This window comes from Gymnodinialimonas ceratoperidinii (assembly GCF_019297855.1).
Lineage (GTDB): Bacteria > Pseudomonadota > Alphaproteobacteria > Rhodobacterales > Rhodobacteraceae > Gymnodinialimonas > Gymnodinialimonas ceratoperidinii.
Genome location: NZ_CP079194.1, coordinates 3,285,169 through 3,301,493, shown reverse-complemented (window position 1 = coordinate 3,301,493; position 16,325 = coordinate 3,285,169). Strand labels below are relative to the sequence as shown.

Annotated in this window: 12 protein-coding genes; 7 read left to right on the top strand and 5 right to left on the bottom strand. The window is 64.5% G+C overall.

All coding sequences use genetic code 11. The features are described 5' to 3' along the window. Positions 1-6: 6 nt before the first annotated feature. Positions 7-816 (bottom strand): metallophosphoesterase, encoded by an 810-nt coding sequence (locus KYE46_RS15980; protein ID WP_219001997.1) that lies wholly within the window; start codon positions 814-816, stop codon positions 7-9. 160 nt (positions 817-976) lie between these two features. Here KYE46_RS15980 and glpD point away from each other — a divergent pair, with 160 nt between their 5' ends. The 3 genes from glpD to KYE46_RS15965 are packed head-to-tail and all read left to right on the top strand — an operon-like array spanning position 977 to position 4,843. Then, positions 977-2,533 carry a glycerol-3-phosphate dehydrogenase gene (gene glpD, locus KYE46_RS15975; protein WP_219001995.1) on the top strand — a complete coding sequence of 519 codons (1,557 nt, stop codon included), beginning with the start codon at positions 977-979 and terminating at the stop codon, positions 2,531-2,533. Positions 2,534-2,535: 2 nt separating this feature from the next. Continuing rightward, positions 2,536-4,005: a glycerol kinase GlpK gene (glpK, locus tag KYE46_RS15970; RefSeq protein WP_219001993.1), complete on the top strand. Its 1,470-nt coding sequence runs from the start codon at positions 2,536-2,538 to the stop codon at positions 4,003-4,005. Beyond that, positions 3,998-4,843, top strand: a complete 846-nt coding sequence (locus KYE46_RS15965; RefSeq protein ID WP_247716861.1) for a carbon-nitrogen hydrolase family protein — start codon at positions 3,998-4,000, stop codon at positions 4,841-4,843. The genes glpK and KYE46_RS15965 overlap by 8 nt, the downstream gene beginning before the upstream one ends. Here KYE46_RS15965 and KYE46_RS15960 read toward each other — a convergent pair. Together KYE46_RS15960 and KYE46_RS15955 are read right to left on the bottom strand one after the other, a co-directional pair. Further along, the gene (locus KYE46_RS15960) at positions 4,840-8,586 is read right to left on the bottom strand and encodes a Hint domain-containing protein (protein ID WP_219001991.1); all 3,747 of its coding nucleotides are present in this window, start codon (positions 8,584-8,586) and stop codon (positions 4,840-4,842) included. The genes KYE46_RS15965 and KYE46_RS15960 overlap by 4 nt on opposite strands. Before the next feature lie 147 nt (positions 8,587-8,733). Next, positions 8,734-10,350: a GMC family oxidoreductase gene (locus KYE46_RS15955; protein ID WP_219001989.1), complete on the bottom strand. Its 1,617-nt coding sequence runs from the start codon at positions 10,348-10,350 to the stop codon at positions 8,734-8,736. Between the two features lie 129 nt (positions 10,351-10,479). Here KYE46_RS15955 and KYE46_RS15950 point away from each other — a divergent pair, with 129 nt between their 5' ends. From KYE46_RS15950 to KYE46_RS15935, 4 genes are all read left to right on the top strand, one after another. Then, positions 10,480-11,715, top strand: coding sequence for a TRAP transporter substrate-binding protein (locus KYE46_RS15950; protein ID WP_219005135.1), 1,236 nt, complete (start codon positions 10,480-10,482; stop codon positions 11,713-11,715). Between the two features lie 120 nt (positions 11,716-11,835). Further along, a complete protein-coding gene (locus KYE46_RS15945) occupies positions 11,836-12,543 on the top strand; it encodes a TRAP transporter small permease (protein ID WP_219001987.1) in 708 nt (235 codons plus the stop codon). Continuing rightward, positions 12,543-13,922 carry a TRAP transporter large permease gene (locus KYE46_RS15940; RefSeq protein ID WP_219001985.1) on the top strand — a complete coding sequence of 460 codons (1,380 nt, stop codon included), beginning with the start codon at positions 12,543-12,545 and terminating at the stop codon, positions 13,920-13,922. The genes KYE46_RS15945 and KYE46_RS15940 overlap by 1 nt, the downstream gene beginning before the upstream one ends. Before the next feature lie 9 nt (positions 13,923-13,931). Continuing rightward, a complete protein-coding gene (locus tag KYE46_RS15935) occupies positions 13,932-14,714 on the top strand; it encodes an IclR family transcriptional regulator (RefSeq protein WP_219001984.1) in 783 nt (260 codons plus the stop codon). A 12-nt stretch (positions 14,715-14,726) separates the two neighbouring features. Here KYE46_RS15935 and KYE46_RS15930 read toward each other — a convergent pair whose 3' ends face one another. Both KYE46_RS15930 and KYE46_RS15925 read right to left on the bottom strand, forming a co-directional pair. After that, positions 14,727-15,332, bottom strand: coding sequence for a sugar transferase (locus KYE46_RS15930; protein ID WP_219001982.1), 606 nt, complete (start codon positions 15,330-15,332; stop codon positions 14,727-14,729). After that, on the bottom strand, positions 15,329-16,204 hold the full coding sequence (locus tag KYE46_RS15925) for an NAD-dependent epimerase/dehydratase family protein (protein WP_219001981.1): 876 nt from the start codon (positions 16,202-16,204) through the stop codon (positions 15,329-15,331). The genes KYE46_RS15930 and KYE46_RS15925 overlap by 4 nt, the downstream gene beginning before the upstream one ends. Positions 16,205-16,325: the final 121 nt, after the last annotated feature.

Here is a 16,325-nt window from a genome sequence, read left to right as displayed (position 1 = left end):
CGGCTGTCAGGTCTGCAGGAAATCGTAACGCCCGTTCGAGCGGATCGCGCAGGCCGTCAAACGCCCGGTGCGCCATGCGCCGGTGTCGGTGGCAATCCGGCCCTCGGCCACACGGGGGGTATCGACCTCGGAATGGCCGTGGGCAATCCAGATGTCATCGCTGCGCGGGCCGCTGTCGAACTCCGGATGACCCCAGAGCAGAACCCGCGCGGTCTGCGCTTCCATGGCGTGCCCCGGATCGGCCCCGGCGTGCACCGCCCAGAGGTTGCCCGAGCTCCAGCTCAGCGGCAGGCCCTCCATCCAGTCGAGCGTGCTTTTCTTCAGACGGCGGCGCAGCGCATTCGCGGCCTTGGGGTAAGCATCGAACTCGGGGCTCTCTTCAAGATCGCTGGTCGCCACGCCGTAGGAGCGCAGGGTCTCCAACGCGCCGGAGCGCATCCAGCGGGGGCCGCGGGTCGCGGGATCGGCAAGGAAATCGAGCATCATCCGCTCGTGACTGCCCATCAGGCAGACGACGTTGTCGGGAAAGCTCTCGTGCAACTCCCGCATCCGGGTCAGGACCGCCTCGCTGTCGGGGCCATGGTCGATGTAATCGCCGACGAAAACCAGCTGTGGGTTCACTGCCGAGGTGCCGCCGATATGGGCGTCGATCAGCTCCAGCATCAGTTCCAGAAGGTCCGCGCGGCCGTGGATGTCACCGATGACGTAGGTCTGCTGCTCGGGCAGCGGCATGCTTTGCAACCGGGGGGCCACGGCGTCCGCCAGAGACGGTTTGCGGGCCTTCCTGCCGAGTATGGATCGCATCGATTTCAACATGTGTCACAGGTGCGCATTTGGCCGTGATTTGGCAAGAGCAAAGGCGGGGAGCAGGCAAGACGCGAAGATAAGCGAGCGGAAAAATTGACAAAACGAACATTGGGTGAGATGACGGATTCACGGCCCGAGTGTCGGGTCCGACAGCTTCAAGGGACGCACCATGGATCAGCCCTACGATATTTTCGTGATCGGCGGCGGCATCAACGGGTGCGGGATCGCACGCGACGCGGCAGGGCGCGGGCTGAGCGTCTGCCTCGCCGAGCAGGGCGATCTTGCGGGGGCGACGTCCAGCGCATCGACCAAGCTCTTTCACGGCGGCTTGCGGTATCTGGAGTACTTCGAGTTCCGGCTTGTGCGTCACGCGCTGGAAGAGCGCGAGACCCTGCTGCGCGCCATGCCCCATATTTCGTGGCCGATGCGTTTCGTGCTGCCGCTGTCGAAAGACATGCGCTTCGACAACTCGACCCCGACCTCGAAGATTCTCGGCACCGTGATGCCATGGATGAAGGGGCGGCGGCCGAACTGGCTGATCCGTCTGGGCCTGTTTCTCTATGACAACCTTGGGGGGCGGAAGATCCTGCCCGGCACCGATAGCGTGAGCCTCGACGGCACGCCGGAGGGGGCGCCGCTGCAGGATCGGTTCAACAAGGCCTATGAATACTCGGATTGTTGGGTGGAGGACGCGCGGCTGGTGGTGTTGAACGCCCGCGACGCCGAGACGCGCGGCGCGCGCATCCTTGTGGGGACCGAAGTGACCTCGGCCACGCGTGAAGGAGACCTCTGGCGCGTCGAGATGACGGGGCCGCAGGGCACAGAGGTGGTTCAGGCGCGCGCGCTGGTGAACGCGGGCGGGCCATGGGTTGCCGACATCGTGCGCAACGTCGCGCGGCAGGATTCCAGCGAAGGGGTGCGCCTTGTGCGCGGCTCTCACATCGTGACCCGCAAGCTCTTCGATCACGACAAGTGCTACTTCTTTCAGGGCACGGACGGCCGGATCATTTTCGCGATCCCCTACGAGACCGATTACACCCTGATCGGCACGACCGACGCCGAGCACAACGACGATCCCCGCGCAGCGGAATGCACGCCGGAAGAGCGCGACTACCTGCTGGACTTCGCAAACGAGTATTTCAAGGAGCGCCTTTCGGCAGAGGATGTCGTCTGGACCTACTCCGGGGTCCGGCCGCTCTATGATGACGGCGCGAAATCGGCGACGGCGGCGACGCGGGACTACGTGCTGTCGATGGATGATGACGGCGCGCCGATGCTCAATGTCTTTGGCGGCAAGATCACCACCTACCGCGTGCTGGCGGAGGATGCCTGGGCAAAGCTCGCGCCGCACTTCGCGACGGCAAAGGGCAATTGGACTGCGGGCGTGCCGCTGCCGGGCGGCGATTTCCCGGTCGATGGCGTCGACGCGCTGATCGGGCAACTGAAAACCGCCTATCCGTTCCTGAATGACCGATGGGCCAAGCGCCTCGTGCGCGCCTATGGCACCGAGGCCGCAGACGTTCTTGGACCCGCGCCGCGGGCAGAGGACCTTGGGCGCGATTTCGGAGCCAGTCTGACGGAGGCCGAGGTGCGCTGGCTGATGAGCCGGGAATATGCGCGATATGCGGAAGATGTGGTCTGGCGCCGCTCGAAACTTGGGCTCAAACTGACGGCAGACCAGATTGCTGCGTTGGACGACTACATGGAAACCGCAAGGGAGGCGTAACCATGACCCAGATACTTGCCATCGATCAGGGCACCACCTCGAGCCGGGCGATCGTGTTCGACGCGGACCTGCGCCCCAAGGCGAGCGCGCAAAAGGAATTCACGCAGCATTATCCGGCCTCCGGTTGGGTGGAACACGATCCCGAGGAGATCTGGGACACGGTGCAGGAGACCTGCAAGGGCGCGCTCGACAAGGGCGGCGCGGTCGCGGCCATCGGGATAACGAACCAGCGCGAAACGGTTGTGGTCTGGGACCGCGAAACAGGTGCGCCGATCCACAATGCGATCGTCTGGCAGGACCGCCGCACGGCCAAGGTCTGCGCCGAGCTGAAAGCGGCAGGACACGAGGAGATGGTCCGTGAGAAGACGGGCCTGTTGCTCGACCCCTATTTCAGCGGTACGAAACTGGCGTGGGTTCTCGACAACGTAGAGGGCGCCCGCGCCCGCGCCGAGGCCGGAGAACTGGCCTTCGGAACGATCGACAGCTTCCTGATCTGGCGTCTGACCGAGGGCAAGCGCCATGTGACCGACGCCACCAACGCGGCGCGCACGCTTCTCTACAACATCCGCGAGGGGCAGTGGGACGAAGACATTCTCGACTTGCTCGGCATCCCCGCCAACATGCTTCCCGAGGTTCTCGATTGCGGCGCGGACTTCGGTGAGACCACGTTGTTTGGCGCGCCGCTGCCGATCCTCGGTGTGGCGGGCGACCAGCAGGCGGCGACCGTGGGGCAGGCCTGTTTCCAGCCGGGCATGTTGAAATCCACCTATGGCACCGGCTGCTTCGCCCTGCTCAACACCGGCGATACGCTGGTTTCGTCGCAGAACCGGATGCTCGGCACGATTGCCTACCAGTTCGATGGCAAGCCGACCTATGCGCTTGAAGGCTCGATCTTCATTGCGGGCGCGGTGGTGCAATGGCTGCGCGACGGGTTGAAGATCATCGATGACGCCTCCCAGAGCGCGGGGCTGGCCGATCAGGCGGACGCGGGCCAGAACCTCTACCTCGTGCCGGCCTTCACCGGTCTGGGCGCGCCCTATTGGGACCCCGATGCGCGCGGCGCGTTGTTCGGCCTGACGCGCAACTCCGGCCCTGCCGAGATCGCGCGGGCGGCCTTGGAGAGCGTCGGCTACCAGACCCGCGACCTGCTGGAGGCGATGGCCGCCGACTATCCGGGCGATACCGGAAACGTGCGCGTCGACGGCGGCATGACCGCGTCGGATTGGACGATGCAATTCCTCGCGGACATCCTCGGCGCCCCGGTTGACCGTCCGGGGGTGTTGGAGACCACCGCCGTGGGCGCGGCATGGATCGCCGGGCAGCGGGCGGGCATCTATGCGGATCAGCAGGGGTTTGCAGAGGCTTGGGCGCTCGACACGACGTTTTCGCCGAAGATGGATGAGGACACGCGCGAGGCGCGCTACGCCGGATGGAAGGACGCGGTGGCGCGGACCTTGACCGACCGTGGCTGAGGCCGCGGACAAACCGCTTCGGCTTGCCATCGGGCAGATGTGCTCGGGCGACAGCCACGAGGTGAACATCGACACGGTGACGGCGCTGGCGGCCAACGCGGCCGGGCAGGGCGCGCAGGTGCTGGCCTTGCCGGAAGTGGCCGGCCTGATGAACGCCAACCGCAAGGTTGCGCAGACGCAAGTGGTCGAGGCCGCCCGTGATCCCTACGTCGACGCCTGCCAAGCGCTCGCCGCACAGCACGGGATCTGGATTCACACGGGCTCCACCCCGGTTCTCGGGCCGGACGGGCGGTTTCTGAACCACGCGACGCTGATCGATGCGACCGGGGCGATCCGCGCTGAATATGACAAGGTGCATCTCTTTGACGTCCAGATCGAGGGGCAGGCCCCTATCGGCGAATCCAAGCGTTATGCGCCGGGCGAGGCGTCGGTGCTGGCCGAGACCCCCTGGGGCGGCTTTGGCATGACGATCTGCTATGACCTGAGATTTCCCTACCTCTACAGGGCCTTGGGGCAGGCCGGCGCGCGGGTGATCTTCATCCCCTCGGCCTTCACCGTGGCCACCGGCCGCGCCCATTGGGAGGTGTTGCTGCGCGCCCGCGCGATCGAGACCGGCGCGTTCGTGATTGCCGCCGCACAATCTGGCACCCATGCGGATGGGCGCGAAACCTACGGGCATTCGCTGGCCGTCGACCCATGGGGCCGCGTTTTGGCCGATGTGGGAGAGGGCGCGCCGAAACTGGCGCTTGTGGATCTGGACCTGACGCTCGTCGACAAGGCCCGCGCGCAAATCCCGGCGCTGGCGACAGGCCGGGACGTGCCGTTGCGGCGGGTCTAGACGGTCAGCAATCCGGCCTCGTGGGCCTTCAGGCTGAGGCGGGCCGAGACGTAGTTCTCGCGGCCCCGTTCGGTGCCGAGTTCGGGGAAGGTGTGGAGCAGGTCGCTGAAGATTTCCCGCGCTTCCTGATCCTGCACCATGTCGCCGGGCTGGAAGCTCTCGGTCCAGGCGTCATCGACGCAGATCACCTCGTGGGCGTCGCACATGATGTGAATGTAGGTCACGCGCTCGCAGGTCGAGACGACCTCGACACCCGGCAGATGCAGCAGGTGCTTGGCGCGTACCAGAACCTCGTCTTCCCCGAACAACAGTTCGGACTGGACGCCCTCGAAGAGCATCCGGTGTTGCGGTGACACCTCCATGTCGCGGTTCGGCACGTCGGGGCCCAGGGCGCCCTTGCAAATGCGTACGGGGCGCAAATGCGGCGACTTGGCGAGGTCCACCTGTGTCAGCGTCTTGGTCCCGATCCAGCGGATCGGTTGCAGGCCGTGGTCGCGCGTCTGGATCAGATCGCCGACGCGCAGATCCTCCACCTTGAACGAGCCGCGCTCGGTCGCCACGCGGCTGCCGGGGGTGAAACAGGGGATCACCGTTTCGATGTTCTGGAACGTCAGGGTGCGCCCGTCGCTGAACAGGACGGAGCCGTTTTCCGGGTTGAGGCCATCGTAGCTGATCACCGCCCCGAGGTCGTCGAGGTAGAGCGTGTCGTTGTCGTCTCCGCCCTCGCCGCCGTCGATGAAATCGCCACCGCTGCCGTTGATCCAGTCGGCACCGTCACCGCCCGAGAGCGTGTCGGCACCCTCGCCGCCGGTCAGGCTGTCGTTGCCCGCGCCGCCTTCGATCGTATCATTGCCCGCGCCGCCGAGGATGGTGTCGTTTCCGGCACCGCCCGAAAGGTTGTCGTTGCCGCTGCCGCCGTCGATGGAGTCGTCGCCCGCGCCGCCGACAACGCTATCGTCGCCGCCGTTGCCGTTGAGCGTCTGGTCCGAGCTGGAGGCGCTGGCATCGATGGTGTCGTTCTGGTCGCTGCCGTCGACTTGTTCGATATTGCTGAACTCGGCGCTACTGGCCGAGCTGGAATTGGAATTCGTGGCCGTGCCGGCTTCATCTCCGGTGAAGAGCACGTTCATGCCGGTGCTCATCTGGCTGAAATCGAGCGTGTCGGCATCCTCGCCCGCTTCGCCGCCATCGACCGTATCGGTGCCGAAGTTGTCGGAGAACTGGAACACGTCCGCGTCGCCGCCGCCGCTCAGGCTGTCGTCGCCCGTGCCGCCGTCGATGGTGTCCGCACCCACATCGCCCGAAATCGTATCGTTGCCGGTGCCGCCGGACAGGCTGTCGGCGCCGCTGCTGTCGAAGACCTGCGTGGAGCCGTCCGCCGGGGCCTCATAGACCTGCAGGATATCGCCCGTGGTCGGGTCGCGGAGGACCCAGTTCGTCTGGGTCGTTGAAGGCGCCGTGAAGTCGTTTCCGGCCGGGATCGTGATGACAGGAACGACGGTGCCGGCGGCAGAGACCTGCGCAAGCTCGACCGCAAAGGGGCTGTCGTTCTGGAAGGTCACGGAGGTCAGCGAGCCGCCCGTACCAGACGCGAGATCGGCAGGGTCGACGGCCAGTTGATCGCCGAAGATCAGGTCATCGCCGGTATTGCCGTCGATGGTGTCGCCACCCTGATCGCCATACAGGACGTCGTGATCGGTCACGGTCGCCGCATAGTGAATGTCGGTGACATAGGCGACCTGCCCGCCGTTGTCGCCGTTCTCGTAAATGATCTCGAAGCTGCTGATCGGCCCGGCGATCTCGACAAGGACCGAGCCGAATTGCCCGTCCGGATTGTCGTTGCCGCCGCCGGTCACGGTCTGGCCGGACACCTGATCGAAGAAGGATTCGGAGGTGAGGGTGACGGGAACGGCGTTGCCGTCCGCATCATAGGCGTTCACCGTGAGGATATCTTCCCAAGACCCGGAATCGACGTCGTTGAGCCGGAAGCTGACATCGCTCAGCGGGGTGTCCGAGGTGAAGGTGACCGTGGCCACATCTGGGCCGCCGTCGCCGCCAAGGGCTAGGCCGGAGTTGGTCGCGAAGGGCTCGCCGTTTTCGACATATTGGGTCGTGTCCGTGACGTCGGACAGGTTGAGCGCCCCGTCGTCGGTGACTTCGACGGTGATGTTGGCGTAGCCCGTATCCTGTGTGATGCCCCCGGAAACGTCGGTGCCATCGCCCTCGGCGATCCAGCTGAAACTCTCCTCGACCGTGGGCATCGGGCCGTCCGGGCCGCCTTGCACGCTGTCGTCGCCCTCGCCCGCGTAGACCGTGTCGTTGCCTGCGCCCGCTTCGATCACATCCTCGTCACCGGTGGTGCCGAGGGTGCCATCGTCGTTGTCGACCATCTCGAGGTTGAGGTCGGTGTAGGTGCCGTCGATGACGTCATCGCCCGCGGTGCCCTGAACGATGCCGTCGGGGCCGCCGTTGATGGTGAAGGTCTCGATGCCCGAGAAGGTCGCGGTGGAGCCATCGCTGAAATAGACGGTGCCGTTTTCGGGGTTCACGCTGTCGAAGATGATCTCGACCACGTCATTGGCGATCAGGTTGTCGCCGGTGTCGGTGCCGGTCTCGCCGCCGATCACGAGATCACCGCCGCCTGCGAAGAAGGTGTCGTTGCCAGAGCCGCCGTCGAGCGTGTCGGCGCCCGCGCCGCCGATCAGAACGTCGAAGCCACCGCCGCCGAGCAAACTGTCGTCGCCCAGACCCCCATCAAGCGTGTCCCCCGCGCCGCCGCCTTCCAGCGTGTCGTTGCCTTCGCCGCCGGAGAGGTTGTCCTGCCCGCTGCCGCCAAGGAGGCTGTCGTTCCCGCTGCCGCCTTCCAGCGTGTCATTGCCCGCGCGGCCCAGAAGCGTGTCATTTCCCGACCCGCCGTCGAGCAGGTCGGTGTCATCGCCGCCGTCGATGTAGTCGTTCCCGAACCCACCGTAGATCGTGTCTTCGCCCGCGTCGCCCGACAGCACGTCGTCATCGGTCGGCACGGCGTCGAATTGGACGTCACCGATGAGGCCAAGCTGCGCCGAGGAGCCGAGGTTGGAGTAGATGATCTCGATATTGGCGACCGGACCGGCGATCTCGACCAGAACGGAGCCTTGCGGATCGCTGTAGCCGGTGGCCGAGGGGCCTGCGGTGACGGTGTTGCCGTCAACGGTGTCGTCGCCCGTTGCGGTCAGGACAACGGGGACCGCGTTGCCGTCCGCGTCATAGGCGTTGATCGTGAAAACGTCCTGCCAGCCGGCCTGGTCGACGTCGTGCAGCCGGAACACGACGTTCTCGACCTCGTCCGCAAAGCCTGAACCACTTGCCGCAGAAAAGTCCAGATCGACGGTCCAAACATCGGCGCTGCCGTTGCCCCGGATCGCGAGGTTGGAGTTCGGGTCGAACGATTCGCCGGAGCCGACATAGGTGGCATCCGTCTCGACCTGAGCCGAGGTGCCGCCGCCATTGTTGGTGAAGCTGACGCCGACGTTGATGCCGCCGGTGTTCTGGGTGAAGCCGCCCGCGAGGTTGGTGCCGTCGTTGCCTTGGTTGGCCCAGTTCAGGTCCAGCGGGGTTGGCGCAAGTGACGGTGCGCCTCCGTCGATGTAGTCGTTGCCACCGCCACCGGAAATGGTGTCATTGCCGGCGAAACCGGTGATGCTGTCCGCGCCAGCCGTGCCGTTCAGACTGTTGTCCGATCCGTTTCCGTTGATCGTTGCCATACTTCTCTACTCGCATCGGCTCTACGGCCGGCTACTCAACTAGATAAGTTTTTAACGATCTCGCGCGGCGAAATTGCGGCGCGGGCAGGTGCGATTGTGACAGGTTTTGGGCGTTGGGCTGTGCCTGCGCGGCACGCCGGGAATGGCCTAAACGGCGCTTTGCTGATCTTCGAGGATCATGTCAGAGGCCTTCTCTCCGATCATGATCGCGGGCGCGTTGGTATTGCCTGAAACGATCTCCGGCATGATCGAGCAATCCGCCACGCGCAGGCCGCTGATGCCATGCACGCGCAGGCGGGCGTCGACGACCGTGTCGGTGCCTTGCCCCATCTTGCAGGTGCCGGTGGGGTGATAGATCGAGGCCGTGTTGTTGCGCGTCCAATCGAGGGTCGCCTCGTAGTCGTCGATGTCGAGGCTCGGGTGGGGCCGGAATTCCTCGCTGATCTTCGAGGTGAGCGGCGCATGGCGCGCGATCCTGCGGGCGATGTTGACGCCTGCGACGAGGGTCCGGCAATCGGTCTCGGTCGAGAGGTACTTGGGAATGATCTTGGGGTAATCGCGCGGGTTGGCGCTGGCCAGCCGGATCTCTCCCCGCGACTCCGGGCGAAGCTGGCAGACGGACATGGTGAAAGCGCTGAACTTGTCGGCGCCCTTGCCGGGATTCTCCGCCGACAGGGGTTGGACGTGGAACTGGATGTCGGGGGTTCCCAGGTCCTCGCGTGTCCGCATGAAACCGGTCGCGAGGCTTGCCGCCATGGTCATCGGGCCTGACCGGAACATCATGTATTTCAGGCCGATGCGCGCCTGACCCATGAGGCTGGAGACCTCGTCGTTCAGGGTCGGCTCGTTGCATTTGTAGACCAGACGCGCCTGCAGGTGGTCTTGCAGGTTCTTGCCCACGCCCGGCAGGTCCCGCACCACCGCGATCCCGTGCTCCGCCAATTGCGCAGCCTCCCCGATGCCCGAGGTCATCAGCAGCTGTGGAGAGTTGATCGAGCCGCCGCACAGGATCACTTCGCGGCCGGCTTTCACCGTCACTTCGTTGCCCGCCCGGTCGGTATAGGTCACGCCGGTGGCGCGGGTGCCGTCCAGCGTGATCCGATCCACCTGCGCATGGGTGAGGATGGTGAGGTTCTTGCGCGCACGAACCGGAGCCAGATAGGCCACTGCGGCAGAGCATCGGCGCCCATTGCGGGAGGTCAGCTGGAAGTAGCCCACGCCCTCCTGGCTTTCGCCGTTGTAATCGGGATTGAACGGGTAGCCCGCCGCCTGCGCAGCCGCGACCCAGGCGTCCGTGATCGGGCGCTGGATGCGCATGTTCGAGACGGAAAGGGGCCCCTCGTCGCCGTGGAATTCATCGGCGCCGCGCTCGTTGCGCTCCGCGCGTTTGAACAGGGGCAAGACGTCCTCCCACCCCCAACCGGCATTCCCCATCTGCCGCCAGCGGTCATAGTCCTCTGCCTGCCCGCGCACGTAGAGCAGACCATTCAGGGAAGAGGACCCGCCCAGGACCTTGCCACGGGGCCATTCGATCGAGCGGTTGTTGAGGCCGGGATCGGGCTCGGTCTTGTAGCACCAATCGACCTTGGGGTTATGGATCGTCTTGAAATAGCCGACCGGGATGTGGATCCACGGGTTCCAGTCTCGGCCACCCGCCTCAAGCAAAACGACCGAATTTCGCGAATCGGCAGAGAGCCGGTTGGCCAAAACGCAGCCGGCAGAGCCTGCCCCCACGATCACGTAGTCCGCTGATACTTCGGTCATACTTCCGGTACTCTTCGTTTCACATCGGAGTGAGGTTCAGTTTTTACTTGCTCTTTTAAACATAAGCTGCCCAATATTGAGACCACAAGTATCAATTTAGGCATTATTGGGAGGTAGGCCGAAATGAAGATGAAAGCATCAAAGGCGCTCGCGCAGATATCGCGCCGCGATCTGATGAAACTCACGGGGACGTATGGCGTCTCGTCCGTGGTGATGGGCGCCGCGACCTTGACCGGAGCGGTCACGCTGCCGTCGCTCGCCCGGGCCGTGGAATCCACCTACGACCGTCGCTATGGCACCGAGGCACAGCACACGCTGACCCTTGGCGCGGCAGGCTTCAACCAGCGCAACCTGCTGGTCGAGCGCGCAGGCGTTCTCGAATTCGCCCGTGACCTCGAAGAGCGTACCGACGGCGCGATCCGGATCGAGTTCATCGGCGACAACCAGATCTGTGGCCAGCTGAACTGCCTCGAGAAGGCGCAGTTGGGCGTCGTTGATTTCTATTCGGCATCGACCCAGAACTCCGCCGGCTCCGCACCCTATCTGAACGTGCTGGACTACGCCTACATGTTCCGCTCGCGCGCGGATCAGTACCACTTCCTCTATTCGCCCGAGTCGCAGCGTCTTCTGCGCGATCCGTTGGAACAGCGTCACGGCGTGAAATTCCTCTTCAGCCACGCCGAACTGCGCGGCCTGCAGATGGGCGCATCCTTCGCCGAGCGCGACACGGTGACCTCGCTGGAAGAGCTTTTCGGCACCCGCAACCGTGTGACGGGCACGCAGCTTGGCCGCATCGCGATGGACCTGATGAACCTCAACCCGACGCCGATCGCGTGGGAAGAGACGCTGGACGGTCTGCGTCAGGGTCTGGTCGACGGCGCCGAGACATGGGCGTCGGCCGTGGCCTACGCCAACATGTCGCCCGTGGTCACCCAGTCGGTCGACCTGAAGTTCTTCTGCGGCACCGAGCACACCGGCATGAACGCCGAGCTGTTCGACAGCATGAGCGGTGAGCTGCAGGACGCGATCATGGAATCCGCCTACCTGACGCAGGTCCATGTTCAGGCCGCCAACGAGGCGGCGCTGGTCAACACCGTGGGCTTCACCGATCCGCCCATGCCCGGCACGATCTTCGCGGAGAACGATGTCCGCGTGGCCAAGCTTGGCGAGGACCAGATCCAGATGGCCCGCGAGATGTGCGCGCCCGAGTATGTGCCCGAGCCTTGGGAGCAGTGGCGCGAGCGTCTGAACAACTGGGCCGGCGGTGTCGACACCTATCAGGAGATCTATGACGTCGCCCGTCAGATCCCCGAAGACACGCTCGCCGAGAATGTCGAGCCGCGGCGCTGGTGGCGCAGCAGCTGATCCGCTATCGGGATCAGACACTAACAAAAGACTTGTCGGCGGCTCACGGGCCGCCGCAAACTTCTCAAGCGGGGCAAAAGCCCCTGCAGTAATAACTTTCACACGTCCGGGGAGGGACAGATGGGAGAAATATTCACCGGCATCGGCGAAATATTCGCGGCTTTCGCGGACGGCGACAGCTGGATGATCAGCGAGGCATTGGGAGAGCCCGGGGCATGGATCCTTGGGCTCATGGTGATGTTGATCGGCGGCTTCGCCATCCTGATGGTCTACCGCCATGTGCCTTTCATCGAGCGGCATCTCGAATCCTACGTGATGGTGATTTCCTATCTTACTATCGGCGGGATCATCTTCTTCGGGGTGATCCAGCGCTTCGTGCCGGGCATGTTGGGTCTGGATTTCTCGAACACGCCGCAGTGGCTCCGGCCCTGGGCTTGGACCACCTCCCTGCCGCCGTTTTTGTTCCTCGTGATGACCTGGGTGGGCTGCGCCTATAACGTGAAGCTGCGCACGCACCTGTCGTTCAGCGAGTTCCGCGCCAACATGGGACGCGGGCCGCAGATGGCGCTGTTGTCGCTGGATGCGCTTTTGTGGATCGGCTTCTCCTGGGTCGTCGTGGTCACCGGCGCGCGCGTCGTGGCCAATGCGGCCTCCAACTTCCAGATCGTGCCCGCCACCGACGGGCTGATGCAGTGGTGGTTCATCATGGCCGTGCCGCTGTCGTTCATCTTCCTCGTCGCGCGGGTCATGGAAAACTGGATCGACGACTATGCCAACTATCGATCCGGTGCGCCGATGATCGAGCAAGCCGTGATCGGAGGCGACTGATGTCTGACGGAACTCTCATCACCCTGCTGTCGTTGGGCGTCACGGCGCTTTTCATGCTTGGCGTGCCGGTCTTTCTGGTCATCGGCTATTGGGTCGTCGGCATGTCCTTCGTGCTCGGACTGCCGATCGACAATATCGCCGCCGCGCTCAGCCGCGTGTTCACCGACGGCTTCGCGCTTCTCGCGATGCCTCTGTTCATCCTCACCGGCGACCTGATCAACCGTTCGGGCATTGCCCGAAGGCTGACCGATTACGCCTACGCCTGCCTCGGCTGGATCCGGGGTGGCCTTGCGATGGCGGCCCTTGGCGCCTGCGGCTTGTTCGCCGCGATCTCGGGCTCCAACTCGGCCACCACGGCGACGATCGGCTCGATGCTGCATCCGGAAATGGTGAAGGGCGGCTACGACGAGCGCTTTTCGGCGGCCACCGCCGCGGCCGGCGGTACGGTCGGTATCATCATTCCGCCCTCGATCATCTTCATCGTCTACGGCTTCCTGATGAACCTGCCGATCGGTGATCTCTTCATCGCCGGCATCCTACCCGGCGCGCTGATGGTCTTGGCCATGATGATCGCCTGTTTCCTTGTCTGCTTCCGCAACAAGTGGGGCTACATCATCAACTTCGACATCATCCGGGTCCTGAAAACCGGCGTCGGCGCATGGCTCGGCTTCTTTGCCATCGGCCTCGTGCTCTGGGGCATCTACACCGGCAAGTTCTCTCCGACCGAGGCGGCGGGCGTCACCGTGGGCTTCTGCGTGATCGTGGGCTTCCTCTGCCTTGCGATCACCAAGATCGTCGACCGGACCCATCCGGGCTTCGCCGAGCGCGAGGAACGCCCGGTCGATGAGCGTGGCTTTGGCGGCATGTTAGTGGTGAACGGTTTCGGCCCGTTGGAGCTGCCTTCGATCACCATGCGTTCGGCCCAGATCACCGGCATCCTCGCGCCGCTGATCGCGGTTTCGGTGGTGATGCAGCAAATCCTCTCGGTGATGGGCGCGCAGGAATTCCTGACCGCTTTCGTGACCTCGATGGGAGGCTATTACGCCGTTTTGTTCACGGCGATGGTGATCGTCTTCATCTCGGGCATGGTGCTGGAAAGCCTTCCGGTAACCATCATCCTTGCGCCGATCCTCGCCCCCATCGCCCATGATATCGGGGTGGAACCCGTGCAGTTCGCGGTGATCTTCCTTGTCGGCGCATCCATCGGTTTCATCACGCCACCCTACGGCCTGAACCTCTACGTTGCGTCGGGCGTGACAGGGGTGCCGTACTTCAAACTGTTGCGGTATACGTGGCCCTACTTGATCGCACTGATCTCGATCTGGATCATCGTGGCATTGGTGCCTCCACTCTCCACCATGCTGTTGCCTGATCTCTAGGAGGGTCCGATGGACGGAGAACAATCTCGCGACACGATACCGACGAACCTCCGGCTCCTGATGGTGCTGGAGGAGGTCGCGCGGATTGGTGTGCCGGTGACGCCGACCGAGGTGAATGCCACGCTGGAGTTGCCCAAGCCCACGATCCATCGGCTTTTCGCCACGCTGGAGGAGGAGGGTTTCCTGCAGCGCGACATGGACGGGCGGACCTATTCGCCCGGCCCCCGGATGCGCGTGCTGGCCACGTCGACGCTGTCATCGCTTCGCATCCGCACGGCGCGTCAGGCGATCCTGCGGCGGTTGAGCCGCGAGATCGGAGAGACCTGCAACATCGCCCTGCCGGACCGCGAGTCGATGCTGTATCTGGAACGGGTCGAGACCGAATGGCCCCTGCGCATCCAGCTTCCCCAAGGCACCCGCGTGCCGTTTCACGCGACGGCTTCGGGGAAGATGTACCTAAGCTCCCTCGCGCAGTCCCACCTCCAGCGCTACCTCAACGCGACCAACCTGACCGAACACACCGAGAACACGATCACCGATGCCGACACGTTGATCGCGGAACTGGAAGAGGTGCGCCGCAATGGCTACGCGCTGGACCGCGAGGAGTTCATGTCGGACATGATCGCCCTCGCTGTGCCGATCATGGAGACCAACGGCCGCTTGATGGCCACGCTGTCGTTCCATGCGCCCACGCAACGCTTCGATATCGACCGCGCGATCACCTGTCTCGAAGCGCTGCAGGAAGCCTCGGAGGAACTGTCCAAGCTGATCGGCTCCGAAGCCGAGGCGTAGGGCACATCCCGGCTACCGCAGCCGTTTGATGACGCTTCTGAGCATCAGCGACATGTCGAGCCAGATGGTGCGCCGTCTTTGGTAAATGAGATCGAGCCGAGCCTTGCGCGGAATGCAGGCACGCGCATAGATCGCGTCAGTTTCCTCGCGACTGATGGCCTGCCCGAGCAGATATTCCTCGTGCGCATGGAAGTAGATCGACGCGAGCCCTGAGATGCCGGGGCGAGAGCGCAGGACCCGCGCGTAGATCTCGGGGAACCGCTCCACGTATTGGCGCAGGAGCGGGCGCGGGCCGATGAAGCTGATGTCGCCCTTCAGCACGTTCCATAGTTGCGGCACCTCATCGAACCGGGCGCCGCGCAGGAAAGCGCCGCTTCGGGTGATCCGAGCCGCCTTGTCGCCGCCTGACACGCCGCTGTCTTCGCCCACGACGCTCATGGTTCGGAATTTCACCAGTTTGAACCCTTCGGTCGGGGTCTTCATCCGCTCGGAAATATAGAGGATCGGCCGCCCGTCCAGCATAAGGATCATCAGGGCGACGAGGGCGATGAAGGGAAGAAGGACGGCGCTGAGAAGAATGGCACAGCAAAGGTCGAGCGCACGTTTGGCCGGGGTCATGGGGAGAGGGCCCTTTGCCACTGGGCGACCATCTCGAAGGGCTCGCAGGACGCGGGGTCGAAGAGGTGACGCTCGGCAAGCGCGCGGCAGTCCAGCGTGATCCGTTGTTGCGCACCGGGCGAGGCGGGACGGAAGGCGACCGCGCGCCCGGCCGCACGGGCGAGGTCTGTCATGGCCACCTCTCGGGGTGCCGCGATGTTGAGGCTTTCGGGCAGCGGAGCAGCTTGTGTCGCGAGGCGGTGCAGGACATCGGCCAAGGTCTCCACCCCGATGTAGGAGCGGATCGGCCCGCCACCGTCCGCAAAACAATCGATGGTGAGGGGCGTGTTCGGCGCGGTCCGGGCCGCGTTCGACAACAGCGCATCGGCGCCCGCGACGTTGCCGATCCGCAGGCAACAGACCTCCAGCCCCCGCGCGCGCCAAGGGGCGCAGGCCTCCTCCATCTCCCGTTTGGCGCTGCCATAGGGCGTGGTGGGCGAGAGCGCGCTGCCCTCGGTGAATGGCGTGCCGTCGCCGGCCCCATAGACGGCGGAGGAGGAGGCCAACAGAACACGGGGGATGTTGGCCGAAAGCGCGGCCTGCAGCACAGCCACGGCCAGCGGTGTGTTCAGCGAGAGGTCGGCGGCGGACGCTGGCGTGACGCCCGCCAGCGACACGATCACGTCGAACTCATGGGCCGCCAGATCCTTGGGTGCGGTTGTCAGCAAGGGCCAATACAAGCCGGTTTCGCGCTGTGGGTCGCGGTGCTGCGCCACCAAGCTGTCCGCTGTCGTCACGATCCTGCGCCAGCGCGGCAACACCAGCTTTCCCACGCGGCCGGAGCCTCCGACGAGGAGGATCCGCTGCGGCCGGGCGGCGGACGGTTTGCTCATCGAAGGGGTGGGCACGCATCAGCCTCCGTCATGGGGAGCGGCAGTGCAGCGAGGTTAAACCTGTTTCGGTTAATCAAAAATTAACGTGGGCGGGCTGAGATGGCAGAGGCAGTGGTGGCGC